At 60.9% G+C, this 26,164-nt stretch carries 25 protein-coding genes and 1 pseudogene; 10 read left to right on the forward strand and 16 right to left on the reverse strand.

The genetic code is table 11. The annotated features are described in order from the left end of the window. From J3P94_RS04070 to J3P94_RS04105, 8 genes are all read left to right on the forward strand, one after another. Positions 1-834, forward strand: a complete 834-nt coding sequence (locus J3P94_RS04070; protein ID WP_434571550.1) for a YfaP family protein — start codon at positions 1-3, stop codon at positions 832-834. A 405-nt stretch (positions 835-1,239) separates the two neighbouring features. After that, positions 1,240-1,821 carry a YjfI family protein gene (locus J3P94_RS04075; RefSeq protein WP_434571551.1) on the forward strand — a complete coding sequence of 194 codons (582 nt, stop codon included), beginning with the start codon at positions 1,240-1,242 and terminating at the stop codon, positions 1,819-1,821. 21 nt (positions 1,822-1,842) lie between these two features. After that, a complete protein-coding gene (locus J3P94_RS04080) occupies positions 1,843-2,541 on the forward strand; it encodes a PspA/IM30 family protein (RefSeq protein WP_434571552.1) in 699 nt (232 codons plus the stop codon). Between the two features lie 282 nt (positions 2,542-2,823). Then, on the forward strand, positions 2,824-3,858 hold the full coding sequence (locus tag J3P94_RS04085; protein WP_434571554.1) for an ion channel: 1,035 nt from the start codon (positions 2,824-2,826) through the stop codon (positions 3,856-3,858). Then, on the forward strand, positions 3,845-4,507 hold the full coding sequence (locus J3P94_RS04090) for a DUF2491 family protein (protein ID WP_434571555.1): 663 nt from the start codon (positions 3,845-3,847) through the stop codon (positions 4,505-4,507). The genes J3P94_RS04085 and J3P94_RS04090 overlap by 14 nt, the downstream gene beginning before the upstream one ends. 15 nt (positions 4,508-4,522) lie before the next feature. Continuing rightward, positions 4,523-4,951: a DUF350 domain-containing protein gene (locus tag J3P94_RS04095; RefSeq protein WP_434571556.1), complete on the forward strand. Its 429-nt coding sequence runs from the start codon at positions 4,523-4,525 to the stop codon at positions 4,949-4,951. A gap of 19 nt (positions 4,952-4,970) precedes the next feature. Next, on the forward strand, positions 4,971-5,672 hold the full coding sequence (locus J3P94_RS04100; RefSeq protein WP_434571557.1) for a DUF1190 domain-containing protein: 702 nt from the start codon (positions 4,971-4,973) through the stop codon (positions 5,670-5,672). A 12-nt stretch (positions 5,673-5,684) separates the two neighbouring features. Then, complete coding sequence (locus J3P94_RS04105; protein WP_434571558.1) at positions 5,685-6,842, forward strand: glutathionylspermidine synthase family protein; 1,158 nt, start codon at positions 5,685-5,687, stop codon at positions 6,840-6,842. A gap of 81 nt (positions 6,843-6,923) precedes the next feature. Here the strand turns inward: J3P94_RS04105 and J3P94_RS04110 are convergent, their stop codons facing one another. From J3P94_RS04110 to J3P94_RS04135, 6 genes are all read right to left on the reverse strand, one after another. Next, positions 6,924-7,856, reverse strand: coding sequence for a phosphatidate cytidylyltransferase (locus J3P94_RS04110; protein WP_135847378.1), 933 nt, complete (start codon positions 7,854-7,856; stop codon positions 6,924-6,926). 1 nt (position 7,857) lies between these two features. Then, positions 7,858-8,478: a lysophospholipid acyltransferase family protein gene (locus J3P94_RS04115; RefSeq protein ID WP_434571559.1), complete on the reverse strand. Its 621-nt coding sequence runs from the start codon at positions 8,476-8,478 to the stop codon at positions 7,858-7,860. A gap of 114 nt (positions 8,479-8,592) precedes the next feature. Continuing rightward, on the reverse strand, positions 8,593-9,057 hold the full coding sequence (locus J3P94_RS04120; RefSeq protein ID WP_434571561.1) for a hypothetical protein: 465 nt from the start codon (positions 9,055-9,057) through the stop codon (positions 8,593-8,595). After that, positions 9,047-10,390 (reverse strand): phosphatase PAP2/dual specificity phosphatase family protein, encoded by a 1,344-nt coding sequence (locus tag J3P94_RS04125; RefSeq protein ID WP_434571563.1) that lies wholly within the window; start codon positions 10,388-10,390, stop codon positions 9,047-9,049. Before J3P94_RS04125 ends, J3P94_RS04120 begins: the two co-directional genes overlap by 11 nt. Beyond that, positions 10,390-12,147: a bifunctional alpha/beta hydrolase/class I SAM-dependent methyltransferase gene (locus J3P94_RS04130; RefSeq protein WP_434571565.1), complete on the reverse strand. Its 1,758-nt coding sequence runs from the start codon at positions 12,145-12,147 to the stop codon at positions 10,390-10,392. Before J3P94_RS04130 ends, J3P94_RS04125 begins: the two co-directional genes overlap by 1 nt. A gap of 10 nt (positions 12,148-12,157) precedes the next feature. Next, positions 12,158-12,781 (reverse strand): CDP-alcohol phosphatidyltransferase family protein, encoded by a 624-nt coding sequence (locus J3P94_RS04135; RefSeq protein ID WP_434571567.1) that lies wholly within the window; start codon positions 12,779-12,781, stop codon positions 12,158-12,160. Between the two features lie 158 nt (positions 12,782-12,939). Here J3P94_RS04135 and J3P94_RS04140 point away from each other — a divergent pair, with 158 nt between their 5' ends. Continuing rightward, positions 12,940-13,398, forward strand: a complete 459-nt coding sequence (locus J3P94_RS04140) for a GNAT family N-acetyltransferase (RefSeq protein WP_434574084.1) — start codon at positions 12,940-12,942, stop codon at positions 13,396-13,398. Between the two features lie 13 nt (positions 13,399-13,411). Here J3P94_RS04140 and J3P94_RS04145 read toward each other — a convergent pair whose 3' ends face one another. The 3 genes and pseudogenes from J3P94_RS04145 to J3P94_RS04155 all read right to left on the reverse strand — a co-directional run. Then, entirely contained in the window at positions 13,412-13,648 is a 237-nt protein-coding gene (locus J3P94_RS04145) for a hypothetical protein (RefSeq protein ID WP_434571568.1), read from the reverse strand. Positions 13,649-13,917: 269 nt separating this feature from the next. Next, positions 13,918-14,316, reverse strand: coding sequence for a hypothetical protein (locus tag J3P94_RS04150; protein ID WP_434571570.1), 399 nt, complete (start codon positions 14,314-14,316; stop codon positions 13,918-13,920). 503 nt (positions 14,317-14,819) lie between these two features. Further along, positions 14,820-18,087: pseudogene (locus tag J3P94_RS04155) on the reverse strand (RHS repeat domain-containing protein); the annotation flags it as partial. A gap of 502 nt (positions 18,088-18,589) precedes the next feature. Here J3P94_RS04155 and J3P94_RS04160 point away from each other — a divergent pair. Beyond that, entirely contained in the window at positions 18,590-18,949 is a 360-nt protein-coding gene (locus J3P94_RS04160) for a DUF6124 family protein (protein ID WP_434571572.1), read from the forward strand. 803 nt (positions 18,950-19,752) lie between these two features. Here the strand turns inward: J3P94_RS04160 and J3P94_RS04165 are convergent. From J3P94_RS04165 to J3P94_RS04195, 7 genes are all read right to left on the reverse strand, one after another. After that, positions 19,753-20,484 carry a LexA family transcriptional regulator gene (locus J3P94_RS04165; RefSeq protein WP_434571574.1) on the reverse strand — a complete coding sequence of 244 codons (732 nt, stop codon included), beginning with the start codon at positions 20,482-20,484 and terminating at the stop codon, positions 19,753-19,755. 205 nt (positions 20,485-20,689) lie between these two features. Beyond that, the gene (gene ppa, locus J3P94_RS04170) at positions 20,690-21,217 is read right to left on the reverse strand and encodes an inorganic diphosphatase (protein WP_024780093.1); all 528 of its coding nucleotides are present in this window, start codon (positions 21,215-21,217) and stop codon (positions 20,690-20,692) included. A gap of 111 nt (positions 21,218-21,328) precedes the next feature. Beyond that, positions 21,329-22,141 carry a zinc-dependent peptidase gene (locus J3P94_RS04175; protein ID WP_434571575.1) on the reverse strand — a complete coding sequence of 271 codons (813 nt, stop codon included), beginning with the start codon at positions 22,139-22,141 and terminating at the stop codon, positions 21,329-21,331. A gap of 6 nt (positions 22,142-22,147) precedes the next feature. Next, positions 22,148-22,804: a DedA family protein gene (locus J3P94_RS04180; protein ID WP_305498554.1), complete on the reverse strand. Its 657-nt coding sequence runs from the start codon at positions 22,802-22,804 to the stop codon at positions 22,148-22,150. Positions 22,805-23,174: 370 nt separating this feature from the next. Further along, positions 23,175-23,636, reverse strand: a complete 462-nt coding sequence (locus tag J3P94_RS04185) for a GNAT family N-acetyltransferase (protein WP_186641436.1) — start codon at positions 23,634-23,636, stop codon at positions 23,175-23,177. Between the two features lie 106 nt (positions 23,637-23,742). Then, the gene (eutC, locus tag J3P94_RS04190) at positions 23,743-24,567 is read right to left on the reverse strand and encodes an ethanolamine ammonia-lyase subunit EutC (protein ID WP_434574086.1); all 825 of its coding nucleotides are present in this window, start codon (positions 24,565-24,567) and stop codon (positions 23,743-23,745) included. Between the two features lie 24 nt (positions 24,568-24,591). Continuing rightward, positions 24,592-25,986 carry an ethanolamine ammonia-lyase subunit EutB gene (locus J3P94_RS04195; RefSeq protein ID WP_434571577.1) on the reverse strand — a complete coding sequence of 465 codons (1,395 nt, stop codon included), beginning with the start codon at positions 25,984-25,986 and terminating at the stop codon, positions 24,592-24,594. Positions 25,987-26,164 lie beyond the last annotated feature (178 nt).

The raw sequence follows: 26,164 nt of genomic DNA on the forward strand, positions 1-26,164 counted from the left end.
ATGACACTCCGTTATCCACAGGTCTTGTTGTTGCTCTGTGCCTTGACCGCGTTGCCACCGGCCATGGCTGCCGACCCCATCAAGCTCGACACACCCGTCGGCGGCTGGCGCAGCGGTGCGCCGGGGGGCGAGGGCGAAAGCTTCAGCCAGACCGTCAACTACCCGGCCTCGTCGGTCAATACGCCCCCGGGCCAGGCCGACACCGCACGCATCAGCGGCCAGATCAAAGGCGCGCCCAAGGACAACAACGCACCAGGACAATTGATCGTCAACGGCGTAAGCCTGCCGCTGAAAACAGATGAAGAAGGCCGTTTCGACCGACCGTTCTCATTCCCCAATGGCAGCAACAGCGTTGAAGTGCGCAGCGCCGATGGCCAGCAGCGCCACCGCACGCAGTTCCTCAACACCACCGGCGGCGCCACCCCGGCCAAGCTGCGGGTCCTGCTGACTTGGGATAGCGACGGCACCGACCTCGACCTGCACCTGGTGACGCCCGATGGCGCGCACATCTGGTACGGCGACCGCGCCGTCGCCAACGGCGCCGCGCTCGACGTCGACGTCACCACCGGCTACGGCCCGGAAATCTTCGCCATGCCCGCGCCGATCAAAGGCCAGTACCTGGTTTACGTAAATTATTACGGCGGCGGCTACCGCAGTGACGAGGATGAGGAGGGCGACGGCGAGCAGGTGGAGCAGGCGCAGCAGGCCCTGACCACGGCGCAGGTGACGGTGATTACTGAAGAGGGCACACCGAGCGAGAAGATGGAAACGTTCGTGGTGCCGATGCGGGCGGTCGGGGAGCTGACATTGATCAAGAGCTTCAGCTATCCGTGAGAAGGAGGCGGGCTGCTGCGCAGCCCAGCGGGAGCAAGCTCCCTCGCCACAAGGGAGCCTGGGGTTGACGCCTGATTTGTGGACCCTGGGAAATCCTGTGGGAGCGAGCCTGCTCGCGAAGACGGCGGCACATTCAACATCAATGCAAGCTGACCCACCGATTCGCGAGCAGGCTCGCTCCCACAGGTGGCATCAGTGTGTTTGTGACAAAAAAATCTCACGCGTGAGCTATTGTGGGGTTTGGAAAGTACCTGTAGTGTCTCTCACGCGTGAGTTTTTCACAGTGGGGTCAATGCCATGCCAACCAGCTCTCCAGCAGATCCACCTGACGGCTCTGTGAACGAGTCAGTGAGCCGCACGGAAGATCGCGCCAAGCCCTCGGCGAAAAAACCGTCGAGCTTCTACATGAAGCAGATGCGCGCGGGCCTGAGTGCCGCAGGCTATGTAAAACACGAGACTTGGGTGCTTCCCGAAAATCGAGGCCTGCTCAAGCAAATGGAGAAACAGCTACGCCAACCGATTCTGGCTGGCTCATTCATGTCGGAGAATTACATGAGCGCAGGTAATAACTGGAACATCGACCGTCTCTACAGCGCCCTTCAGGCCCTGGACGAAGTGGTCGCGAACGACATCACCCTGAGCCTCGTCCAAGGCTCCGAATCCAGCATCAAGCTGGAAATGAATGACTTCGGCGGTTTGCCGATCTACATCGCCGTGGTCGGCGACCAGATCATCGTCGACACCGTCCTGGTGGATGTCGAGTCGATCAAGGATGTAGCGGCCTTCAACGACGCCGTGTTGCGCAGCCGGGAGATGTTTCCGCTGTCGTCCATCGGCATCGAGACCATGCCCAACGGCCAGGTCGTCTACAACATGTTCGGTGCGCTGAGTTCCGACTCCAGCCTGACCAACATCGTCACCGAGGTCAAAACCCTCGTTGACAATGTGCAGCGTGCCAGCGAAGCCTTCGACCGCTTCTTCAATTAATTCGCCAACAGGAACTATCCAATGACTCAGTCCATCTGGAACAAGTTGTTCACCGCGCTGCGTGGCGGTGCCAATGAAGTCGGCGAATCGATCGTCGATCAACAGGCCCTGCGCATCCTCGACCAGGAAATTCGCGACGCCGACACCGCGCTGGCCAACGCCAAGCGCGAGCTGGTCACGATCATGGCCAAGCACAAGCTGGCCACCGATCGCGTCGGCGAATACAACGCCAAGATCAAGGACCTCGAAGCCAAGGCCCTGGCCGCGATCCAGGCCAACCGCGAGGATCTGGCATTGGAGGTGGCCGAAGCCATTTCGACCCTGACCAACGAACTGGACGCCGAGCAAAAGCACGCAACGGAATTTGGCGGTTACGCGGAAAACATGCGCAAGGACATCACCAAGGCCGAAAGCCGCATCAAAAGCCTGCGCCAGCAAGTGGACATGGCCAAGGCCCGTGAAAGCGTGCAGAAGGCCCAGGTCAGCGCCTCGATCGCCAGTGGCGGCGCCAATGGCAAGCTGGAAACCGCCGTCGGTACGCTCAACCGCCTGCAAGCCAAGCAGCAGCAACGTGCCGCTGAACTGCAAGCCCAGGACGAACTGGCCGAGGCTTCCACCGGCTCCGACCTGGAGCGCAAGCTGCGTGACGCCGGCATCACGCCGAACGAAGGCAGCGCCAACGCGATCCTGGAGCGTCTGAAGAAAAAATCGGCTGAGTGATCGGTACACGTTGTCCTGAGTGAACCCGTGGCGAGGGAGCTTGCTCCCGCTGGACTGCGCAGCAGTCCCATTCTTTGGGGGCCGCTTCGCGCCCCAGCGGGAGCAAGCTCCCTCGCCACAAGGACTGTGCTCGGCTTACCTGCTCGTCGGATTTATTGTCACCAAGGTACTTCTATCCAGGCCGCACAACAGGTTTAATGCTGTCCGGCCACTACGCTCGAGCACCCAGCTGCCCGAGCGATTATCCCGCCAGGAACGAAGCCCCACGGAGTCAGGGACGAAATGTCGATTTTCCTTCTGTTGCGCGCGTACGCTTCGTCGTTCTTCCATCGATTCGGCTGGGCCGGCCTGGCCATTGCGCTGGGCGTGCACCTGTCCACGGCCTGGATCGGCCTGGTGTTGCTGGGCGAGCAGCACCTTATCGCCGCCGCCACGTTCACCTACTTCTATCTCACCACCACGCTCACCGTCGGCTATGGCGATCTCGCGCCGCAGACTGCGGCGGGACGGGTGTTCGTGGCTACCTGGGTGATGCTCGGGGGCATTGCGCTGCTGACGGCAGCCATCGGCAAAACCACCAGCAGCGTCATCGATGTATGGAGAAAAGGCATGAAAGGCAAAGGCGATTTCACTGGCCAGGTCGGCCATACGGTTCTCATCGGGTGGGAGGGCGCCTCCAGCGAGCGGGTCATTGAATTATTGCTGCAGGACGAAACGTCCAATGACAACCTGATCGTCATCTGCGATTGCGACCTCGAAGAAAACCCCATGCCCGGCAAGGCCTCGTTCATCAAGGGCGACAGCCTGTCCTCGGTCGCCCTGTTGCAGCGCGCCGGCGTACCCGGCGCCGAGCGCGTGCTGGTGCGGACCCATTCCGACGACCTGACCCTGGCCACGGTGCTGGCGGTCAATCGGCTGGGGCCCGTCGGGCATGTGGTCGCCCACTTCAATGACAGCGAAATTGCCGCCCTCGCCAGCGCCTATGCGCCGAGCCTGGAATGCACCTCCAGCATGGCCATCGAAATGCTCGTACGGGCCTCCCAGGACCCGGGCTCGTCAGTGGTCATCAATGAATTGCTCTGTGTCGGCGAAGGCGCCACCCAATACCTGATGAAACTGCCCGATGCGTTTGAAGCGACGTTCGGCGACCTCTACGGCCGAATGAAAGAGCAGCACAACGCTACGCTGATCGGCTACCGCGCCAAGGGTGCCCGACACCCATCGATCAATCCGCCTGGCACCACGCGCATCGCGGGTGGCGAACTCTTCTACATCGCGTCCGCGCGGCTCAAGGAAATTGCCCATGGGGTGGTTTAAACAGTTGATGGGGCTTGAGGCCCCGAACGCGAACAAGACAGCCAGCCATGACTCGCCCGTCGGCGGTCCGCTGGGCCTGGCCTCCGGCAAGCAGGTCATGTTCGATGCCACGCTCAAGTTGTTGCTCGACGGCAACAGCACCGTGGTCATCCCCAGCTCCCAACAGATCTGGAGCCTGGGCGTCGTCGACCTCGGACAGTCGAACTGGCTGTCGCGCTGCTACATGAACGACGAAGACTACTGGCTGCAAGTTCACACCAGCGGCGACGTCGCCGGGCAGGTCGAGTCGGTGATCCTGTTCAATTACCTCAGCTACGTCACGATCAACAGCGAAGCAGAGCTGCGTCGCCTCGCCGGCCCGGAAAGCCTGATCGGCCTGCCGACCTACACCCACGACGGTGTCGAATACACCCGTGAATGGGGCTCCGAAGCTGGCCAGACAGAACTGGTGGCGTTGAGCGAGCGCGTGAGCAATCCGCAAGAGTCCTACAGCGTCGAGCACCGCTCGATGCTGTACGCCCGCGACACCGGCCTGACCGATCGCCGGGAATTCCTGCTGTTCTCTGTTGAAGAGGACGCCGAAGGCACCGTCAGCCTGAGCACTTCGCTGGGTATTTCGCTGTACACCACTGACCTGAACACTCTTTGAATAAGGAAGAATTCCATGCTTGAAGCGCTCTCCATTTCCCTGAACAAGGCTGCCGTGTTCGGCTTCGTCCTGTATATCCTCGGCGCGGCCGTGCTGTTCGCGCTGTTTCAGTTCATCTACATCCATGTCACGCCGCACAAAGAGTTCGAGCTGATCCGCTCGGGCAACGTGGCCGCGGCGATCGCCCTGAGCGGTGCCCTGGTTGGTTTCGCCATTCCTGCGAGTAACGTGATCGCCTACTCGATCAGCCTGCTGGATTTCGTTGTCTGGGCGGTGATCGCCGCAGCCGTCCAGTTGCTGGCCTTCCTGGTGACTAGCCTGGTGCTCAAGGGCGCCTCCGCGCGGATCAAGAATGGTGAGATCGCCGCCGGTATTTACATCGCCGCCGTGGCCATCAGCGTCGGCATGCTGAACGCCGCGTGCATGACGCCTTCCACGAACTGATTGCGCCACGGAGATCCCGATGAAACGAAGCAAGTACGTCCAGCTTTCGCTGGCTGCGTCGGTCGCCCTGGCGATATCCGGTTGCGGGCCAACGGAAAAAACCTACAAGTTGCAAAAGAAGTACAACTTCCAGTCCGTCCAGCAATGTGTCGATGAAAAGCTGCCGGTGGACATTTGTGCCGACGCCTACATGACCGCCATGGCCGAGCATCGTCGCATCGCGCCGACGTACGCCAGCCAGGCCGATTGCGATGCCGACTTCGTGCCCGATTGGTGCCAGCAGGACTCGTCCGGCCAGTTCATTCCCAAGCTGGGCGGTTTCGAGCTGAGCGCCGATGGCGAAGTCACCCAATCCCAGGTGGACGCCGCCAGGGCCCAATTGCCCGCTTCGGAAGCGAACGTCGGTGGTTCAGGCTTCGGCAACCTGCTGACGGGCATGCTGATCGGCAACATGTTGAGCAGCAACCGCAACAGCTATTACTCCGAGCCGGTCTACCGTTACCGCGATGATCGCGGCAGCTTCGGGTCCTCGACCCTCAGCCAGCGTGTCTCCAGGGGCTCGACTTTTACCAAGTCCAACCAGGCGCGGTACGGCAGCTACACCGACACCATCAAGACCAGCAAGCCGATGTCCGTTGCTTCCTCCACGTCTCGCGGTGGTTTCGGCAGCAGTTCCAGCGCCCGCAGCGGTTGGGGCGGATCGAGCAGCTCCGGCGGTTGAGGAACCAGCACCATGAAGAAGATCCAGTGCGCAGAACGTCCTGACTGGAAACAGACGGCCGAGCAGCTCGGCTTTCTGTTCCACACCATCGACGACGAGCCCTATTGGGACGAAAGCGCGTACTACCAGTTCACCCTCAAGCAGATCGAGGATGACCTGGAAGACCCGACGACCGAGATCCATGAGATGTGCATGGACCTCGTGGCCCGCGTGGTCCAGAGCGAAGAATTGCTGGAGCGCCTGAGCATTCCCGCGCCGTTCTTCGACCTGGTTCGCACTTCATGGCTTGAAGGCCACCCGCACCTGTACGGGCGTATGGATTTCTCCTACAACGGCAGCGGCCCCGCCAAGCTGCTGGAGCTCAACTACGACACGCCGACCAGCCTCTACGAAGCGGCGGCGTTCCAGTGGGGCTGGCTGGAGCAATGCATCGAGCGCGGCGTGCTGCCGGCCCATGCCGACCAGTTCAACAGCATCGATACCAAGCTGCACCAGGCCTTTGCCCAGTTGCAGCTCAAGGAACCGTTTTATTTCGCCTCGATGAAAGGTTCGGTGGAAGACAAGGGCACCACGGACTACTTGCGCCTGATTGCGGAAAAAGTCGGCATCGAATCGCGGCACATCGATATCGAAGACATCGGCCTCAACAGTGACGGGCGTTTCGTCGACCTGGAGGAGCGCTGGATTCCACACCTGTTCAAGCTGCACGCCTGGGAGTTCATCTTCCACGAGCCGTTTGGCGCTGCGATCGCCCAATGCGATACGCAGTTTTTCGAGCCGGCCTGGAAGTCGATCATCTCCAACAAGGGCATCCTGCCGCTGCTGTGGGAATTCAACAAGGGCCACCCGAACCTGCTCGCGGCCCACCTGGATACCGACACGAGCAAAGCCGTGCCCAAGGGCTGGGTGCGCAAGCCGTTCTTTTCCCGGGAAGGCGCCAACATCGAGCTGCAGACTGCTGACGGTTTGATCGTCAAGGAAGACGGCCCTTATACCGACGCACCGTTCATCCTCCAGGAATTCGCGCCATTGCCACGCTTTGGCGACAGCTACACCCTGATCGGCTCCTGGGTCATCGGCGACCAGGCGGCCGGCATCGGCGTGCGCGAAGACAACAGCCTGATCACCAAGGATTCCAGCCGGTTCCTGCCGCATCTGATTCTCGACTGATTACCTGCACACAGCTTTGGGCCAAGCGTTGCACCCCTATGGGAGCGAGCTGCCACAGGGGTGTGCGGTATGTCAGTTATCTCAAGTCCACCAGTACCGAACCAGATGAAAGAAGATTGGTGCGGCGAAGCACACCGAATCCAAGCGGTCGAGCATGCCGCCGTGGCCTTCGATCATGTGCCCCCAATCCTTGACGCCTCGGTCGCGCTTGATCGCCGACATGACGATGCCGCCAGCAAACCCCAGCAGGTTGATCAGTAAGGCAATGAGGAACGACTGCCATGGGTTGAACGGGGTGATCCACCACAACGCGCCGCCAATCAGCGAGGCCAGGAAAATGCCACCGACAAAGCCCTCGACGGTTTTCGACGGTGACAGGTTCGGTGCGATCTTGTGCTTGCCGAACAACTTGCCGCACACGTACTGCAACACATCCGACAGTTGCACCACGATTACCAGATAGGCGATCAAGAGCAGGTTGCGCCCTTCGAAACCGGCAATGTCCAAGGTCAGCAACGCCGGTACAAAGGAGATGCAGAACACCGCGATCATCAAGCCCCACTGGACTTTGGAGGCGCGTTCCAGGAAGTGCGTGCTGTCGCCGCCAAGGGACGCGAGGATCGGCAGCAGCAGGAACACGTACACCGGAATGAAGATCGAAAACAGCCCGTACCAGTCGTAATAGATCAGCAAGTATTGCAGCGGCAGCGCCAGGTAGAACGCCGCCACCAAGGCTGGGTAATCGCTGCGCCGGGTGGGCGTCAGCGTGAGAAATTCCCGCAGCGCGTAGAACGACACGGCGTAGAACAACAGGATCACCGCCGCGTTGCCCAGCCAGAACGCGATGCCGATCACCAGCACCATGATCCACCAGGCATTTATCCGCGCATTGAGGTTCTCGATGACCGAGTTCGGTGCGCCTTTGGTCCGCAGCTTGAGTATGAAACCGACCAGCGAAGCCAGCAGCAGAATCGCGCCGATCCCGCCAAACAACATCAGGGTATATCGATCCATGTCAGACGTGCTCCGGGGCCAGCGCCAGCAGTGCGGCGCGGCTGCGTTCAAGGAACTGCTCTTTGCTTTCGCCTTCTTCGATGCACAGCGGCGCGCCGAAACTGGTGGTGCACAGCAGCGGTAAGGGCAATACGCGGCCCTTGGGCATGACGCGGTTGAGGTTGGCGATCCACACCGGGATCACCTCGACCTCGGGGTGGCTTTTCATCAGGTGGTAGATCCCGCTCTTGAACGGCAGCAGGCCTTCATCCGGGTTACGCGTGCCCTCGGGGAAGATGATCAGCGAGTCGCCGTTCTCCAGCGCATCGAGCATTGGCTGCAATGGGCTGTAGGAAGGGTCCTTGCGCTCGCGATCCACCAGCACGCCGTTGAACACCCGGTTGATGATGTAGCGGCGCATCGGGCTGGTTTGCCAATAGTCGGCGCCAGCGACGGGCCGAGTCAGTTTGCGCAGCGCCGGCGGTAGCGAGGCCCAGAGCAGCACGAAGTCGCCGTGGCTGCTGTGGTTGGCGAAATAGATCCGCTGCACCGGCGTGGGCGCGCAGCCGAGCCACAGGCTGCGAGCACCGGTGACCATCCGCGCGGCGGAGGTGATGAGGTTGGCGACCACGGGTTCGAACATGAGGATTCCTTGTCCTGAGAAACATAAATATCTGCACAACGCTTACTGGCCGGAATACATCACTGTGGCGAGGGGATAAATCCCCTCGCCACAAAGGCCATTCACTTGCTGTTTTTAAACACCCAGACCCGAGTAAACCAACCAGGGGCTCGCCAGTACGAAGCTCACCGTCAACAGCGCTTGCGTCGCCACCAGCCAGGCTTGGCGGCGAAGCAGGCGCATGGAACCGTGGCTGCGCTCGGGCCATGACCGCCCGCCGCGCTCGACCGGTTGCAGGCCGAGATTGGCGAGGGCGGCGTCCAGCGCCTGGGTGCGTTCGGTCAGCGGCTTGCCAGCATCCGCGACGATCTGAAACAGATCGGCATCAAAGGCCACGCGAAACGCCAGATATTTTTCCTGCAGGCCGAGGACGAACACGCCAAAGCTCAGCAACAGCAGCCATGGATCGATGCTGCCCACCAGCCATTGACCCAGGCCGATCAGCGCCGCCAGCAAGGTCAGCCCGGTGGAGAGCTGGTCCAGCGAATGACCGCGGCGCAGCAGGCTCGCCACGGTGTGCAGTTCCATGTCACTGCTCATGACGACTCCCCGAACCTGTGGACATCTGTTCCAGCGCCTGGCGATGGGCCGGGTGCAATACGACACCCGGGCGCGCACGGCGGATCCGGGCGATGGCCGCCTCGACACTGTCGGCCCGACCGCTGTGCAGCAACCACGCCGCCACGACGGTGGCGCTACGCGAATAACCCAAGGCGCAGCAGACCAGTACCGGCCCGTACTGGCGCAGGTGTTCGAGGGTTTGCGCGGCGCTCAGGCATTGTTCGGCGGTCGGTGCGCTGAGGTCGAGCACCGGCAAGGTGCGATAGGCGATGGCTGAGCTGTCCATGGACAGTTCGGCGCAAAGGTCGAGCACGGCGTTGAACGAGTGGTCCCACAGTTCTGCCGACGTAGGAATCCGCCCGAGCCAGACGTCATCCTCCACCTGGTCCGGCTGCGGATGTTTGCGCGTCCACACGCGGGAATTGATCCACGCCGCGGCCAGATAGGGCGCCAGCAACCAGCGCACCGCCGGGCTCAGCCGGCCATCTTCACGCTTCTGGAAGCCACTGGCGCCAAACGCCAGGTAATTCAACGCCACCATGAGCACCGCGACCGCCGGCCAGATCAGCCAGAGCCACGCGCCGCCGAAGGCGAACGCCAACGTGAAGAACACTGCGGCGCCCACGCCATAAAGCAAGGCCAGTCGCAGGCGCGCCGGGTCCCGCGTCAGGCGTGCACTTCGCAGTGGACTCGGTCGGTCCAGCGGCCACAGCCAGACGCACAACCAACCGGCCAACGCACCGGTGGGGACGTCGACAAAATGGTGTTGGTAAGTGGTCAGCACCGACACGCCAATCAAGGCGAACCAGCCGTGCATCAACCAGCGCCAGAAGCCTTGCAGGTGACGTTGGTAGCAGACCCAGAGCACCACCAGCAGCGCGATGTGCAGGGACGGCGCCTGGTTGAACGGCTTGTCGAAGCCGGCCAGCACGTCAAACATCCAGCCGAACACCCCGTCCATTTCCGGCCGGGGAAAGGTGAACGTCAGCGGCCAGAGCAGGAAGCAACTGACGGCAATCACCTGGGCCGTGAGCAGGCGCAGGGCGTGGCGCTTGAGTTCGTCGCGGCTGTTGGGCAGCAGCAGGGACAGGCCGTACAGCAGGTCAATCGACCAGTACGGCACGATGGTCCAGGCCAGGAACGGCATGTGGCTTTCCCAAGCGAACACCAGCGTGCCGACGTCGTCGCGCTGGGACGTGACCCAGGTGGCGAAGCCGTAGGTGCTGAAGAACAGCGGTGCCAGCAACAGCAGCCAGAGCACCGCCGGTTTCAGCAGCGCGGGTTCGCGGACCGGAGCAATGACCGCGCTCATTACTGGACTCGCTGAGCCAGCGAAACGCTGAAGATGCCCCACTCATCGACCCGCAGGGTGATCTTGCGGAAACCCGCCGCCTCAACCAGTTGGTCCATTTCCGCTTGAGTGCGCCGACGCATCACCCAGGCTTGGCCCGCGCGGTGGCTGGTCAGGGCGCGGGCGATCAATTCCAGCTGCGGGTGCCACGGCTGGCCGGTGTAGACCAGGAAACCACCGGGCTCGACCGCTTCGGCCAGGCCGGCCAGAGAGCCCGCGACCATCTGGTTATCGGCGAACAACTCATACAGGCCCGACACCACGGCGAGGGTCGGCTTGGGTTCCAGGGCTGCGAGATCCTGACGGTCGAAGGCATCGCCTTTGACGAATCGAGCGATATCGCCCAAACCTTTTTCAACGATCAGCGCACTGCCGTCGCGCACGTTGATGTCGCTGTAGTCGCGCAGCAGGATCGACTCCGGCAACGGGCTGACGCCTTGCAGCGCCTCGAGAATGTAACGGCCGTGTCCGGCGGCGATGTCGACGATGCGCACTTCGCGGTCCTGCTCGCGCAATTTGCCCATCGCCAGGCGCAGCAATTCTTCGACGTGCAACTTGCGTTGGCGAATGCCACGCCAGCCGATGGAGTTCAGGTAGTTCTGGTCGATCATCTTGCCCAGCGCAGACGTGCCGGTGGGCCGGTTGCGATAGACGTAATCCAGGGTACTGCCGGAGTCGAATCCGGTGTCGAAGCCCAGCTTCACCCCGGCGGACAACTTGCTGCCAAAACGCATGCTGGCGCGGGTCATGCGCCAGTAAAGGTCGCGCAACGAGTTGTGGGGCAGCGGCGTGGCCAGGGTTTCGGCTTCGGCGCAGGTCACGCCCAGGCGATCGGCGTCCAGCAGGGAAGGGCGCTCCAGCGGTCGGGCGAAGTTTTGCAGGATAAAACGTCGGGCACTGGCAATCGCCGGTGCGCGATTTTTCTCGCCGAGGGTGTCGTGGAAGAAACCCGGCAGGATGTGTTTTTCCTTGTGCAGGCTGCCCAGCCGCTCGAAGAACTGCTCCTGGGGTTTGCGATGCACCACGAAGTCGGAACCGGAGATCAACAGCTGCGTAGGCACCTGGATTGCCTGCGCGTCGGCGACAACCCGATCGGCGGCTTCGTACAGGCCCAGTAGCACATTCACCGAAATGGCCTTGGTGATCAGCGGATCGCTGTCGTAGGACGCCACCCGCTCCGGGTCATGACTGAGGAACTTCGCCTTGACGTAGCTGTTGACGAAAAAGTTGCCACGGAACTTGCGCATCAATGCCAGGCCCGGACGGGCAAACGGCACGTAGAGCTTGACCTTGAAGGCCGGCGACGCCAACACCAGCGAACGAATGCGCGGTGCGTAATCGTGGACCCAGGTGGATGCGATCACCGCACCGACGCTTTGCGCCACCACGGCGATGTTCTGTTCGTCAATCTGGTGCGTTGCGCCGATGTGGTCACAAAAGGTCTGCACATCCCGCGCGCTGGTGGCAAAACTCGGGCTGTCGCCGCGTTCGCCAGGCGACTGGCCGTGGCCGCGTGCGTCCCAGGCGAAAAACTCGAACCCAGGCAGATCCAGCTCATCCACCAGATGCGCGATGCGCCCGGAGTGTTCATGGCCGCGGTGAAACAACAACACAGCCTGACGGGGTTCACCCGTCGCTGCCTCGATAGCCGGCCAGTGCCGGTAGAACAACTCCACGCCATCGTGGGTGGTGAACGTCAGTTCCTGGGCTTCGCGCATTGCAACTTCCTTATGCTGAGGGAGCGTTTTCCGACACCTGACTCAGGCCGTGACGGACCCGATTGACCAAGGTATAAACCAGCAGGGCGGCAACCACCGCCATCACACCATCAACCCACAGCGCCCCAAGCCAACCCAGGGCAATACCGGTCGCGAGCACGCCGAACACAAAGGCGCGATCACTCTTGCCCATCGGCCCGTCATAACGCCGCGAAGCCCCGACCATCGCCCCCAGCACGCCGGCGTATTCGCTGAACAACGCCAACAGCGTGACCAACAACACGAGCAACAGGCTGGTATCGGCAAACAAGGCAAAAGGCAGGATCAAGGCAGCGTCGGCGATGATATCGCATAGCTCATTGAGGTACGCGCCCAGATTCGATTGCTGACCAAACTCCCGCGCCAGCATGCCATCCACCGCGTTCAAGGCCATGCGCAGGAACATCCACACAGGTACCAGGATAAAAACCCACGGATGACTGGCGAACCACGCAATTACCGCCCCCACCAACACCGACACAGCACCCGCCAGAAGCGTGACCTGGTTGGCGGTGACACCCTTGTTGTAAAGACGTTGGACGGTGGGGCGAAGCAAATTCTGGAAGGCGGGTTTGAGTTGATAAATGGAAGGCATTTGAAATGGGATCTCGGCCGGATTCGGGGCAGGGCTTGTGCAGATGCGAGATTACGATAGGTTGAGGCCTTACAGGTGGGTATTTACTGGGAATGCGCGCGGGTAGGCATCTGCGCGGGTGTTTGCGCTGGAAAACCGACTACAAAAGGACTGCTGAAATGCTGCGAGTGGATTGGCTCATCAACCACATGGATAAGTGCAACCTGATGGCCGAGTGGCTTTATCGAGAGTTCAGCTATGAATTTGCGCAGCAGTCGCTTGCCAGTTGGCAGGAAGAGTTTGCAGCGGGGCAACGCGATGGCCGCTGGAAATGCCTGATCGCCCTGGAACACGACCAGTTGTTGGGCGGCGCCTCGCTGGCGGGAGACGATCTACCTGAGCGCCCCGACCTCGGCCCTTGGCTTGCTTGCGTATTCACCAGCCCGAATGCCCGCCGCAGAGGGCTTGCGGCGCAGTTGATCGACGGCATCTGTAGCCATGCGAAAGAGGCAGGCTATACCACCTTGTTCCTACACACCCACAGCCAACGGGACTATTACGCCAGGCAGGGCTGGGAAGTGCTGGAGCGCTTCGAGGCTTGGGGCAAAGAGCAATGGCTCATGGCACGGTGTTTATGATTTTTTATAAACGCTAGCCTCCAGCACGCAGCGGCCCGCCGACCGGGACGTACTCGACCGGGGCATCCCCGGACAACGTTTCGATGGGGTCTTCGGTGTAGCCAAAGCCTTCCTCCTTCAGATTGATCGAATGCACGCTGTGCTCACGGGCGGTGTGGTCGGTGAGTTTGGTGAACAGGCGGTGATCGGCGGGTTGGGTGAAGCGATCGCCGGGGTGGAGTTGGGCGAAGGTTAGGGTGGGGTGGTTCATGGCTGGGCGCTCCGATTGATACGTGGTCTCTTTGGGATTGAGGGGCGCGTTGGGATTGGGTTCCGTTTTTGCACAGCACAACGCGATAACCGGCCCGAGACACGGCCCCGGCCTTTAGGCGATCCCTTGTGGGAGCGAGCTTGCTCGCGATGGCGGTGTATGAGCTGGAGTCAATTCAACTGATCTGACCCCATGGCAAGGTTGGTACCATTTCTGTGTTGAACAATTCAGAGCGTTTGCTTTCAATACTTAAATATCAGTTACTGGTGTCACGAACCGCTGCGTAGAGATAGCATCCAGCCTCTGTGATAATCAAACTGAGCTTTAATATCGGTGGCTAAATTTTTGTCCTCATAATCAAAAATTTGGACTATGTTCTCGCTGTCTGCGGCTTTCCCCCAACAGACTTCGTAAGCTACTAATCCCATGGCCATTTGCGAGCACATGCGCGAAGGATATACGTTGATTTTTGAACCCTTGCACAGAAATTTAACGTCGGGGAAATCTTGTCTTACCTTGCCTAGGCAACTGTAGTAATCAACGTCAGTGAATGTTTTCTCTGGCTCGCCCGGTACTTTTACGGTTAGGGCGATATCTCCTCTGTCGTATTCGAAGGTTGCTTTTTTAAGCCTGCCGTGAAGCTCAATGGTTATTTTTCGGATGGTCATGTTGTAGGGTTGCCTGCATGAAGTACGCACTAGCTTGCTGTCCTAGCTACTCTGCGTCCAAGATTTTTCTATATCTTTTTTCACTTTCTAAAGCCTTTTGCTAAATCTATGGCTGACTGAAATGCATCGTTACTTCTTTTGTCGTCTTTGTAGAATGTCCGAATCTCTCTCGATTTTAAATGTCCGACGAAAACTCTTCCTGTTTTAGGGTCATGTTTGATAATAAAGTTGGCGGCGTTGACTTCATTAAAATCCCCCGTTTCCTTTGAAAACTCTTTGGCTTGTTTCAGATACTCCGTTTGCGATATATCGCCGAATTCTCTCTGATCAATTACGTGCTTCTGGTAGTGAGGTTGGAGCTTCCCTGATGCGAACCCTTTCCAATTTACGGATCCTGCCGTTGGCGGGAGTACATCGCCCTCATCTACTCGTCCCTTCTTCTTTGGTGTGTCAGCACCTTCGACGGGTGAGCATTTATCCGCTCCCGGGCAACCTTCCAACCCCAACGGATCCACCCACCCCGTCGGGTTCAGGGTGTACCGGTACCCATTGAGCCCACCCGCCAGCTTGCTCGGGTCAGGCGTGAGGTACCGCCCCGTGTCCGGATTGTAGTAGCGATGCCGGTTGTAATGCAGGCCGCTTTCCAGGTCGTGGTATTGGCCTTGGAAACGCAGCGGTTGGGTCAGTTGTTTGTCGGCGCCGTGGGCGAGTTTGGTGAGCTTGCCGTAGCCGGTGTAGCGCGCCGCCCAGACGATTTCGCCCTGGTGGCTGGTCAGCTCCTGCGGTGTCCCGAGGTGGTCGTTGTGGTAGTAGAACGGCGTGGCGTTTTTCGGGCCTTGGCCTTCGAGCAGGGCGAGGGGGCGGAAGGTGCCGGGCTCGTAGACGTAGCTTTGGTAATGATGGTCGCTGCTTTCGGCGATGAGCTGGTCGCCTTGCCAGATGAATTCGGTGGTCTGGCCGTCCACGGTCTTTTCAATGCGTCGGCCGAAGGCGTCGTAGCGGTAGTTCGTCGCGTTCGGCGGTGACCTTGCCGTAGGCGTTGTAGCTCCAGGCGCGGGTGGCGCCGGTGGGCAGGGTGGTTTGCAGCAGGCGGCCCACGGCATCCCACTGGTAGTGGGTAATAGCGCCATGTTCGTCCTTGCGGGTCAGCAGCCGCCCCAACGTGTCGTAGGAAAAACTCCGCTGGCTGTCGTCGGGCAGGGTTTCTTCGGTCAGCTGGCCCTGGCTATTGCGGACAAAATGATGGGTGCCGCCGTCCGGATAGCGGATCGAGAGCAGTTGCCCCTGGGCGTCATAGGCGTACCGGGTGCTGTGACGATCCGGGTCGATGGCCTCGATCACATCACCCTGGGCATTACGCCGGTAGGTCCACACGGCTTTGCCGCGCTGTCGGGCGTGCAGGAAGCCGTTGCGGTATTCGTAGGACGTCGGCTCGCCTTCAGGCGGAATCAACGCCACCAGCCGTCCAGCTTCGTCGTAGCGGTATTCGGTCACCGCGCCCAAAGGATCCTGCTCGGCGGTCAGCCGGCCCTGCTGGTCATAGGCCTTGAGCTGTTCGCCGCCGTCGGGATCGACCTGGCGCACCAACCGTGCGCGGTCGTCGTGGACGTACACCTCCTGGCTGCCGTCCAGATGCCGGACCGTGACGCTGCCGTCTTCGCCCCAGCTGTAGTGGCTGTCCATCTGCGCGAAGGACGCCCAGTGCCGCACGCAGCGCGCCGCCGGGCCGAGGCCTTGCCATTCCCAGTAGAAACTCGCGCCGCCGGCCAGTTGCCGCTGGAGGATGACGTGCTGGTCGTCGTAGTCGTAGCGCTCGCTTTCGCCGGCGGCATTGGTCGCCTCGATCAGTCGGAAACGGCCGTCGTAGCGGAAGGTCACCAGCGTCTGTTCGGTGCGCCAGGCTTCGTCCGGATGCTGTTGCGGGTCAAAGCTCTGATAGTCGATGGCGACCAGGTGGCGATGCTCGTAGCGCAACCGCAGGCCGCGCCGGGCGCCGTTGTCCAGGCGGCTGATGTCGCCGTAGATGTTGCGCTGGACGGTCAGGCGGTTGTCGTACCGATCACTCAGCGCCGTCAGATGACCGTCGCGAAAGTGCAGGAAAGGGGCGTCTTCGCCGGGTTGGGCGATGATCAGTTCGTCCGGCTCGCGGCTCAGGTAGATCGCCGCGCGGGCCAGGCTGTTGTGGATCGCCGGGCGCTGAAGGCTGGGGCGAGGAAAGCTGGTGCGGCGGTTTTCCTGGTCGATCCAGATCACCTGCTCACCCTCGATCACCAGGCGATGGGCCAGGCCATGGCTCCAGCCACGGCCGAGGCCGATGTCCAGCTCGGCGGCGCTGGTGCGGTAGAGGCGGGTGAAGACGAACGGCAAGCGCCCGTCGAGGGTGCCGTCCTCCAGGGTCAGCAGTTCTTCACCGGTGACCATCGACACCGGGCAGCCGTCGGTGCGGGTCTGGGCGGCGCTGTCGGCGGGGTCGCCGTTGGGGTTTTTCGATGGGGTCGGGGCGTCGTCGTGGGGTTCGTACTTGCTCAGCCGTGCAGCTGCCTGGGACTTTTCCCGCACGATCGGAGCCGGATGTCTGACCGACAGCGGCGCGGCATCCCCAGTGGTGATCTGCAACGGCGTGACGGGCGCCGGCCCCACCGACGGCCCTCGGCCACCGATCACCAGCGGTTTCAGTACATCGGCATGTTTGTCGAGGCTGCCGCCGCCGAGTTGGCCCAATCGCTGGCTGGATGCCTGCAACCACTCGCGGGCGCGTTCCGAGCGGACATGGCGCAACACTTTGCCGGTCAGGCGTAGACCCAGACCCAGGCCGCCAGTAAAACGCGCCAACAGAAAGTTGATCAGAATGGCGGCGCGTATTTCGCCCATGACTTCAGCCATGTACTGCGGCGGCAACATCCGCAGCCAACTGGTGAAGGCCGCCGTGTAGACCAAGAGCAACGGCTCGTCGCTCAAGATCATCAAGGCTTTGGCTATCGCCTCTGCCGGGGCTTTCAGCAGTTGCTCAAGTTCGACCTCGGTGAGGTACTCCAGCAACTTTTCGCTGTTGGCCTGCAGGTCCGCCAACAGATCGAAGACCTGCTTGATGTCGTCCCATAGCCCATGCAGCGCGTCTTCAAAGCCGCGCAACTGAGCCTGCTGCAATACGTCGACGCGCTTGAGGAAACTGCTTTCGGAAAACGCCTTCCACAGTGGTTGAAACTCGTTCCACTCGGCTTTCAGCCAGCCTTCGAGCTCGACGATCACCTGCTGGTAGGACGCGTACAGTGCCGTGACGTGATCGGTCGTCAGATCAGGAAAAAAGGTGATGCGATAACGCCGACCGCGGTCGCATTCAGGTATTTCCAGGATGCCGCTGGGGCCGATGTCGTGACGGACTGCCTCGCCAAACGTTTCCTTCCCCGGCTCGCCGCCAAGGATTGGCTCCAGCATCACCGGCGTGTCGCCGATCGGCACGAAACGCGAGGCCTGGAACATATGCACCAGCGTCAAAGGGCCCTGCGCCGGACACCGCGCCACCATAGAGCTGACCTGCTTGCCGCCGGTTCTTGCAGGCGCCAGCGCGACCTCGCCGCCCACCTTGAACGCCTGCTTGATGTCCAGCGTCCAGCCGGCCCAGAAATCTTCCGCCCAGGTGTCGCAGTCGTTCAGGCACTGGCGGAAATCCTTCAGCACCCGCTCGACATCGGGTTGGTCCGAGTCCATGGCCGCCATTACCAGCGAGCCAATGACGTTGCCCTGGGCAAGGATTTTCTCGTAGAAGGGCATGCAGGCATCTCGCGGCGCAGGGTAGGCGCGAGACTTTGCCGGGGGCGGCGAAGGAAATAAGTCAGGAAAAGAAGCAGCGCGTGTAGGGCGTTTCTTTAATTGGCACTACGTCGTCAGTGGGCAAGCCGAAGCGCTGAAATGGAGGCGACTCAGCCGAGGATGTTTATCAGGCTCGTGGGATCTGGAAGGGGGCCGACGCAGCCTTGCGCCTTTGCCTACGACTACGCCAGAATCGGCCGGCTTGTGCGGCTTGGGGTTGGTCGGTAGCTTGGGTCCTGTCACTGCTCATCAGTGATCGGGTTTAGTCGCCCGTCTCAACCTAAGGCGTACCAAGTCCCCGTCGGACAGGCTTTGCTGTTCCTGTAATGATGGTGGCTGTGCGCAGGGCGCCCCCGGGCGCGCCGGGATTCTTAGGTTCACCGGTCGACTAACCTGCGCACAGCTGCCGCCCTCTCGTTTAGTCGCGAGGTGGTTGCAGCGTCACTTACAGGAACCTAAGTCAATGGCCAAAATTACACCGAACTCCCCAGCTACAGATGGACATGAGTCTCGCGCTCAGTCTGCTCGCAACAAAAAAGTCGATGATGCTACCAATCGAGCTTTCGATTCCGATCTAAAGCCTACCCCTGAGAACGAAACGTCCAACAAGCCCGACGCCCTATTCACCGTCGCGCCAGATGTGGACATGGAGTGCCTGCTCGCGAACCTGAGCGAAAGCCTGGCTTCGGCCAATGCGATGATCAATGATCTGGCATTCGATCTGGAAGGCTCGCGACGGCATGTCGCGTTGGGGATTTTGCAGTTGATTGAGCTGAGTGAATTGTTGGCGAATCGGGCTTTGGATGTCGTTGAGATGAGGTAGGGCGGGGAGTTGGCTGCCCCAGGCATAAAAAAGGTCTTGCTTGGCAAGACCTTTTTTTGTCTCCGAGAGTCCCCGAAGCGGTAAGCTCTAATTGTGCAGGAGGTACTTGCACAATTACGGACGTCATCGAGGCGACGAATGCTGAGATTGTGCAACAGCCTGCAGGGGTGGACATTACCGCGAGCCTGATCGCCAGGGCTGCCGTTGCCAGAGCGGATTGCGCGGCCATGGCGCAGGCCACACCGACCATGTCAGCCATGCACTCCATGCAGGTCCCAACAGAACACTCAGCGCCGCGAATGGGTAGGTTCGGGTAGGGCGTTGTCCGCTGTTTCAGCAAGGGGCGCGGTGGCCCACGCTGCGGGCGAGCGAGATTGGGGAAGTTGTTACCGTATCGTTGGCATCCGGCTTAATCGCGCAGACGGGACGCCCAGACGCATACGTTTAACGCTGTCGCCGCGAAGATAAATAAAGATTCAGGCATTAAAAAGCCGGCTTATGGCCGGCTTCTCGTTGACTGATTCAGTTCGTTTTTGACAAACCTTACCAGCCTTCAAAACGTACATCCGGCTCTTGCGGCCGGCTGTGGGACTTGGTCAGAAAGTGATCTGCCTTGTCGGTGCGAGGCGTGGGCTCGCAAATGTGGGGCGCAGGATACGCGGGTTTTCTTCGGAATCCCAGTGGTAAGCGGTGTGGAATCATTGGGTTAGCGGAATGCAGGTAAAAAGCAGGGGCAGCTGCGCAGCCCAGCGGGAGCAAGCTCCCTCGCCACGGGGGAGCTGTGTTGGTAGGAGCCGCGTGGGTCAATCGAACACCTGCGGTCGTTTTTTCGAGAGGGTGGACCACCAGAAGACCCAGCCGATCACGCGGATGTGCTGGGCTTCGATCTGTTCGGCGCTGAAGACTTCGTCGGGGTAGGCGGCGCTGTTGTGGCTGCGCAGGCGCAGTCGGTTGCCGGGGATGCGGTGCAGGTATTTGATGCGGAGCATGCCGTCGTGTTCGAGGGCGTAGATCTGGCCGTCGACGACTTGGGTCAGGCCGCGGTCGATGGCGACGGTGGAACCGTCTTCGATGCGTTCGGCCATGCTGTCGCCGACCATGGTGATGCAAATGACGTCGTTGGGGTTGATGTCGAGGGATTCGAGGTGGCTGCGGGGCAGACGGATGGACTGGTCGGGGTCTTCGATGATGTGCGTTGTGGTTTCGCCGGGGGCGATGGGTGCTTCCTTGTGGAAGGGCAGCTCAATGTCGAGGGTTTCCGGCACGCTGTAGACGCCCTGGGTTTCCGCGGCGTCGTAGGTAATGCCCGGGCCGAGCCCCAAGGGGGTTTGCGGGCCTTCACCGCTGGCGAGCCATTCAGGGCTGACGGTCAGCATGCGGGCAATGTTGTGGATGCGCCCCGGCGGGATGCCGCGGTTGAACCAGTTGTTTACGTGCTGCGACTTCACGCCGTAAAGCCTGGCGAAGTCGACAGATCGGATGTTGGCTTCTTTGAGAAGGGCTCTGAAGCGATCGCCGCTGGATATGATTTTCATAAACGGAAAGTTTAGGGCCGACAGTGTTTTCAGCAATAAACATGTCGTTCCGATTTATAAGATGATCTTTCCGTTTGCGGGAATGGAACTAGGCAAGTTAAACATAATTAAACAGTTGGGCGGTCATGTTAATACTTTCACGTATTAAGCGGCATTAAGGCATAAAAAAACCCCGGTGCATACCGGGGTTCTTTTACTTGCAGTTTCAGCCCTTGTAGGCGGCAACCGACTTGGTGATCGCTTCGCGGGCGGCGTCGGCGCCGGCCCAGCCTTCGATCTTGACCCACTTGCCTTTTTCGAGGTCTTTGTAGTTCTCGAAGAAGTGTTCGATCTGCTGGATCAGCAGGGCTGGCAGGTCGGTGTATTCCTTCACGTCGACATACAGTTGCGACAGTTTGTCGTGTGGTACTGCGATGACTTTGGCATCGCCGCCGCCGTCGTCGGTCATGTTCAGGATGCCGACAGGACGGGCGCGGATGACCGAGCCTGGCGCAACCGGGTAAGGGGTCACGACCAGTACGTCGAGGGGGTCGCCGTCGTCGGCCAGGGTGTTGGGGATGTAACCGTAGTTGGCCGGGTAGAACATCGGGGTGGCCATGAAACGGTCAACGAACAGGCAATCGCTGTCTTTGTCGATTTCGTATTTGATCGGGGCGTGGTTGGCCGGGATTTCGATCGCGACGTAGATGTCGTTCGGCAGGTCTTTGCCAGCCGGAATCTTGCTGTAGCTCATTGGGCGGTGCCCCCGTTAGTTGACCAGATGACTGGTCGGATTGACCAAAAAGTGGCGGCGATTATAGGCATATTCGGCCGCTGATGCCACGTTACCAGGGTCGTAGAGACCTTAGTATGACGCCTGATAGACCGGATCTTCGGCCTGAAGTTGCCGCAGCCGGGCCAACGGGTCCTGGCGGTAGAACGCCTTGAGCTGTTCGTACACCTTTGGGTAGGCCTGATGCAGCAGGTCCGGGGCGCTGAAGAAGTATTCGCTGGTGACGGCGAAGAACTCCGCCGGGTTTTCCGCCGCGTAGGGATCGATGGCGGTTTCTGCGTCGGGGTTCAGGTCGAGTTGGCGGTTGAGGTCGTCGAAGGCCTCTTGCATGGCTTGCGCCCAGTCGCTGACGCGCATGTCGGCGTGCAGCGGCGGCAGGCCGTTGGCGTCGCCGTTGAGCATGTCGAGTTTGTGCGCCAGTTCGTGGATCACCAGGTTGTAGCCTTCCCAGCCGCCGCTCGCCATCACGCCGTCCCAGGCCAGGATGATCGGGCCCTGAGGCCAGGCTTCGCCGCTGTGTTCGCCGTCCCATTCGTGCTCGATGCCGCTGGCGTCGCGGTAGCGCTGGGGGCTGAGGAAGTCGTCCGGGTAGAGGACGATTTCGTGGAAGCCCTGGTACCAGTTCAACTCGCCGAGGTGCATTAGCGGCAATTGCGCCTGGGCGGCAAGCAACAGGCGTTGTTCCTGGTGCAGTTCGACGCCGGGCAGGGCGGTGAGGTGTTTGTCGTGCAGGAACAGCACGCTGGCGTCACGCAGCCATCGGTCTTCCTCGGCACTGATACCGTCGAGAAAGCTCAGTTGATGGCGCACCCGCTGCCAGGTTTCGTCGGCAACGGGGTGTTTGGCCAGGGTGCGGCGGCGACGCCAGGTGCTGAGAGACCACATGGCCGATCAGCGCGTCTCGGCTTTCGAGCCGCGCTGGCTCATTTTGCTGCGTACCAGGCCGATGATCATCGGCAGCAGCGACAGCAGGATGATGCCCACTACCAGCAGCGACAGGTTCTGCTTGATGAAGGGCACGTTGCCGAAGAAGTAGCCGAGGGTCACCAGGCCACCGACCCAGAGCACAGTGCCGAGGACGCTGAAGCCGAAGAAACGCGGGTAGGGCATTCTGCCGACGCCGGCGACGAAGGGCGCGAAGGTGCGGATGATTGGCAGGAAGCGCGCTAGCGTTACGGTCTTGCCGCCGTGTTTGTCGTAGAAGTCATGGGTCTGTTGCAAATAGTCGCGGCGGAAGATTTTCGAGTTCGGGTTGCTGAACAGCTTCTCGCCGGCGGTGCGACCAATGAGGTAGTTGGTGCTGTCGCCGAGGATGGCCGCAAGCATCAACAGTCCTCCTAGCAGCAGCGGGTCCATGGCGCCACCGGCTGCCACCGCGCCGGCGATGAACAGCAGGGAATCGCCTGGCAGGAACGGCATTACCACCAGGCCGGTTTCACAGAAGATCACCAGGAACAGGATGGCGTAGATCCACGTCCCGTAGTTGGTCACGAGCATGTCGAGGTAGACGTCGAGATGCAGAATGAGGTCGAGGGGGTTGAAATCCATGAATGACACCTTGGTGGCGGCCCGGCTCGGCGGGCTAGTGGGTCTGGCTTGGAGTAAGACTACAGCGTGTGCAGCTTTTTCTTACAAGCCGGGAAGATCGGAATTATACGGGGTGGAGGGTGATGAGCGGGGGGAGTTTGTAGCTGGGGATGTCTGGGGAATGGCTGGGTAAGATGTCCGCCGCTTTTGTGGCGAGGGAGCTTGCTCCCGCTGGACCGCGAAGCGGTCCCAAAGCAGCCTGCTCGGTCGGCCTGATACATCACATGCTCAGGTTTTGGGGCTGCTGCGCAGCCCAGCGGGAGCAAGCTCCCTCGCCACGGGGGGCTGAGTCAGGCCTCAGGCCAGGGCTGTTGCGGGCAGCCCAGAGGGATCAAAGCCCTTCGCTGATCGGCAACACGTAGTTCTTGAACTCGGTGTCTTCCTTGAAGCCAATCGATTCGTAGGTTTTCTGCGCCACGTCGTTGTTGCTGCTGGTGGAGACGCGCATGCGCACGGCGTTGGTTTCCTTGGCCATTTTTTTTGCGGTGCGGATCAGGTTGTCGGCAACGAGCTGGCGGCGGGCGTCTTCGGCGACATAGATGTCGTTGAGGATCCATACGCGCTTGAGCGACAGCGACGAATAGCTTGGGTAGAGCTGGCAGAACCCCAGCAACCGGCTGTCGTCGTCATCCGGCAGGGCCAGGTAGATCACCGATTCCTTGCGGCGCAGGCGTTTTTCGAGGAACGCCCGGGACGAGTCCGGATAGGGCAGCGAGCCATAGAACTCCCGGTATTTGACGAACAATGGGGTCAGCAGGTCCAGGTGTTCCAGCGTCGCTTGGATAATCCGCATGGTAGGTCTCGTCTGCAAGGGTCGACATGGCGTCCGACAACAACGGCGGACTACCGTGCCAAGATGCTGCCTGAAAGCGGATCAAAAACGCAATTGGCCAAACGGATCAGCTTGGGGGCGGCGCCAGTAGGAAATTACCTTTCATATCGGCACCGTTTTCCGCCTCTAGAGTGTGAACCTGGGCTTCGTCCTTCAGATTGACCCCCGAAAGCTGCCGGCGGCAGGCCTCGCGCATCAGGTAGATCAGGCGATGGGCCGCCATGCCGTAGCTCAGGCCTTCGAGGCGGACATTGGAAATGCAGTTGCGATAGGCATCGTTCAGGCCAACCTTGGGGGCGTAGGTGAAATAAAGTCCCAGGCTGTCGGGGGAGCTGAGGCCGGGGCGTTCGCCGATCAGGATCACCGACATCTTGGCGCCGAGCCGTTCGGCCACTTCATCGGCCACGGCCACCCGGCCTTGTTCCACCAAAACGATTGGCGACACAGACCAGCCTTCAGCAGTGATTTGTTCTTCCAGTCGCGCCAGGAACGGCAGCGTATGGCGATGCACCGCCAGCGCCGACAGGCCGTCAGCCACCACGATAGCCAAATCCACGCCGCCCGGATGGGCCGCCGCGTAGTCCTGCAGGATCTGTACGGAAGCATCGTCGAGCCGTCGGCCCAGGTCCGGACGCTGCAGATAGCTGTTTCGATCTGCCGCCGCGCTGTGAAGCAGCAGGCTTTCGTGGCCGCGCTCCGTGAGTTGTGCACGGATGCCCTGGTGATCGAACGCCAGGTGCACGGCGTCGCGGGCCTGGGCGTGGGCGAACTGGAAGTCCAGTTGCGCCGAGGTCGGCAGGCTGGTGCCGGTGCGGCCCAAGGCGATGCGTGCCGGGGTCAGGTTGCGCAGATTCAGCCAGGGGTTTTGTGGCTCGACAGGTTTTTTATCCATGGGCAACTCACTCATAAATGCAGCTCATCCCAAATGCGCCAAGGCATGACGAAACGCCGGTGGCAGGTTGTCACCGAACCGCACCCGACCATCGGCCTGGGTGAAGATGCCCATGTTCGCCAGCCATTGCTCGAATTCCGGCGCCGGTTTCAGGCCCAGGGTCTGGCGGGCGTAGAGGGCGTCGTGGAACGAGGTGGTCTGGTAGTTGAGCATGATGTCGTCGGAGCCGGGGATGCCCATGATGAAGTTGATCCCGGCCACGCCCAGCAGGGTCAGCAGGGTGTCCATGTCGTCCTGGTCGGCTTCGGCGTGGTTGGTGTAGCAGATGTCGCAACCCATCGGCACGCCCAGCAGCTTGCCGCAGAAATGGTCTTCAAGGCCGGCGCGGATGATCTGTTTGCCGTTGTACAGGTATTCCGGGCCGATGAAGCCGACCACCGTGTTCACCAGGAACGGGTTGAAATGGCGCGCCACGGCGTAGGCTCGGGTCTCGCAGGTCTGTTGATCGACGCCGTGGTGGGCGTTGGCCGACAGCGCGCTGCCCTGGCCGGTTTCGAAATACATCAGGTTGTTGCCGAGGGTGCCGCGCTTCAGGCTGAGCCCGGCGTCGTAGCCTTCTTTTAACAGGCTCAGGCTGATGCCGAAACTGGCGTTGGCCGCTTCGGTGCCGGCGATGGACTGGAACACCAGATCCAGCGGCACGCCGCGGTTTGCCGCCTCGATGGAGGTGGTGACGTGGGTCAGCACGCAGCCCTGGGTCGGGATGTCGTAGCGCTGGATGATGGCGTCGAGCATTTCCAGCATCGCGCAGATCGAGGCCGTGCTGTCGGTGGCCGGGTTGATGCCGATCATGGCGTCGCCATTGCCGAAGAGCAGGCCGTCGAGGATGCTCGCGGCGATGCCGGCGGGTTCGTCGGTCGGATGGTTCGGTTGCAGGCGAGTGGACAGGCGCCCGCGCAGGCCAAGGGTGCCGCGGAACTTGGTGACCACGCGGATTTTCTGTGCAACCAGTACCAGGTCCTGCACGCGCATGATCTTCGAGACGGCGGCGACCATTTCCGGGGTCAGCCCGGGAGCCAGCGCCCGCAGGCTGTGTTCGTCGGCGGCGTCGCTGAGCAGCCAGTCGCGAAAGCCGCCGACCGTGAGGTGGCTGACGGCGGCGAAGGCTTGTTTGTCATGGGTGTCGACGATCAGCCGGGTGACCTCGTCGGCCTCGTAGGGAATCAGCATTTCCTGCAGGAAATGGCTGAGTGGCAAGTCGGCCAAGGCCATTTGCGCGGCCACGCGTTCGCCATCGTTGAGCGCGGCGATCTCGGCGAGAAAATCCCCGGAACGCGCCGGGCTGGCCTTGGCCATCAGGTCTTTGAGGCTGTCGAAGCGGTAGGTCTGGGCGCCGACGGAATGGGCGAATGCGGCCATGGGCGGTGTCCTCCTGGTTTTCTATATAACTCAAATACATCCGGTAAACCCTGTGGGAGCGAGCTTGCTCGCGATAGCGGAGTATCAGTCGACAACTACTCTGCTGACCCACCGCTATCGCGAGCAGGCTCGCTCCCACAGGGGAGGGTGAAACCGTGTGCACTTCTATATGGCAGGC

Origin of the sequence: Pseudomonas sp. Z3-8, assembly GCF_051131975.1 — a bacterium.
GTDB lineage: Bacteria > Pseudomonadota > Gammaproteobacteria > Pseudomonadales > Pseudomonadaceae > Aquipseudomonas.

What these genes read in the sequence shown, in the direction of transcription:
- J3P94_RS04135 (WP_434571567.1), bottom strand. Translation starts at nt 12,781, where the DNA reads ATGCCTTCCATTTATCAACTCAAACCCGCCTTCCAGAATTTGCTTCGC.
- eutC (WP_434574086.1), bottom strand. Translation starts at nt 24,567, where the DNA reads ATGGATAAAAAACCTGTCGAGCCACAAAACCCCTGGCTGAATCTGCGC.
- J3P94_RS04150 (WP_434571570.1), bottom strand. Translation starts at nt 14,316, where the DNA reads ATGACCATCCGAAAAATAACCATTGAGCTTCACGGCAGGCTTAAAAAA.
- J3P94_RS04120 (WP_434571561.1), bottom strand. Translation starts at nt 9,057, where the DNA reads ATGAGCAGTGACATGGAACTGCACACCGTGGCGAGCCTGCTGCGCCGC.
- J3P94_RS04095 (WP_434571556.1), top strand. Translation starts at nt 4,523, where the DNA reads ATGCTTGAAGCGCTCTCCATTTCCCTGAACAAGGCTGCCGTGTTCGGC.
- J3P94_RS04105 (WP_434571558.1), top strand. Translation starts at nt 5,685, where the DNA reads ATGAAGAAGATCCAGTGCGCAGAACGTCCTGACTGGAAACAGACGGCC.
- J3P94_RS04125 (WP_434571563.1), bottom strand. Translation starts at nt 10,390, where the DNA reads ATGAGCGCGGTCATTGCTCCGGTCCGCGAACCCGCGCTGCTGAAACCG.
- J3P94_RS04080 (WP_434571552.1), top strand. Translation starts at nt 1,843, where the DNA reads ATGACTCAGTCCATCTGGAACAAGTTGTTCACCGCGCTGCGTGGCGGT.
- J3P94_RS04100 (WP_434571557.1), top strand. Translation starts at nt 4,971, where the DNA reads ATGAAACGAAGCAAGTACGTCCAGCTTTCGCTGGCTGCGTCGGTCGCC.
- J3P94_RS04115 (WP_434571559.1), bottom strand. Translation starts at nt 8,478, where the DNA reads ATGTTCGAACCCGTGGTCGCCAACCTCATCACCTCCGCCGCGCGGATG.
- J3P94_RS04110 (WP_135847378.1), bottom strand. Translation starts at nt 7,856, where the DNA reads ATGGATCGATATACCCTGATGTTGTTTGGCGGGATCGGCGCGATTCTG.
- J3P94_RS04175 (WP_434571575.1), bottom strand. Translation starts at nt 22,141, where the DNA reads ATGTGGTCTCTCAGCACCTGGCGTCGCCGCCGCACCCTGGCCAAACAC.
- J3P94_RS04070 (WP_434571550.1), top strand. Translation starts at nt 1, where the DNA reads ATGACACTCCGTTATCCACAGGTCTTGTTGTTGCTCTGTGCCTTGACC.
- ppa (WP_024780093.1), bottom strand. Translation starts at nt 21,217, where the DNA reads ATGAGCTACAGCAAGATTCCGGCTGGCAAAGACCTGCCGAACGACATC.
- J3P94_RS04140 (WP_434574084.1), top strand. Translation starts at nt 12,940, where the DNA reads ATGCTGCGAGTGGATTGGCTCATCAACCACATGGATAAGTGCAACCTG.
- J3P94_RS04195 (WP_434571577.1), bottom strand. Translation starts at nt 25,986, where the DNA reads ATGGCCGCATTCGCCCATTCCGTCGGCGCCCAGACCTACCGCTTCGAC.
- J3P94_RS04180 (WP_305498554.1), bottom strand. Translation starts at nt 22,804, where the DNA reads ATGGATTTCAACCCCCTCGACCTCATTCTGCATCTCGACGTCTACCTC.
- J3P94_RS04090 (WP_434571555.1), top strand. Translation starts at nt 3,845, where the DNA reads ATGGGGTGGTTTAAACAGTTGATGGGGCTTGAGGCCCCGAACGCGAAC.
- J3P94_RS04160 (WP_434571572.1), top strand. Translation starts at nt 18,590, where the DNA reads ATGGCCAAAATTACACCGAACTCCCCAGCTACAGATGGACATGAGTCT.
- J3P94_RS04075 (WP_434571551.1), top strand. Translation starts at nt 1,240, where the DNA reads ATGAAGCAGATGCGCGCGGGCCTGAGTGCCGCAGGCTATGTAAAACAC.
- J3P94_RS04165 (WP_434571574.1), bottom strand. Translation starts at nt 20,484, where the DNA reads ATGAAAATCATATCCAGCGGCGATCGCTTCAGAGCCCTTCTCAAAGAA.
- J3P94_RS04085 (WP_434571554.1), top strand. Translation starts at nt 2,824, where the DNA reads ATGTCGATTTTCCTTCTGTTGCGCGCGTACGCTTCGTCGTTCTTCCAT.
- J3P94_RS04185 (WP_186641436.1), bottom strand. Translation starts at nt 23,636, where the DNA reads ATGCGGATTATCCAAGCGACGCTGGAACACCTGGACCTGCTGACCCCA.
- J3P94_RS04145 (WP_434571568.1), bottom strand. Translation starts at nt 13,648, where the DNA reads ATGAACCACCCCACCCTAACCTTCGCCCAACTCCACCCCGGCGATCGC.
- J3P94_RS04130 (WP_434571565.1), bottom strand. Translation starts at nt 12,147, where the DNA reads ATGCGCGAAGCCCAGGAACTGACGTTCACCACCCACGATGGCGTGGAG.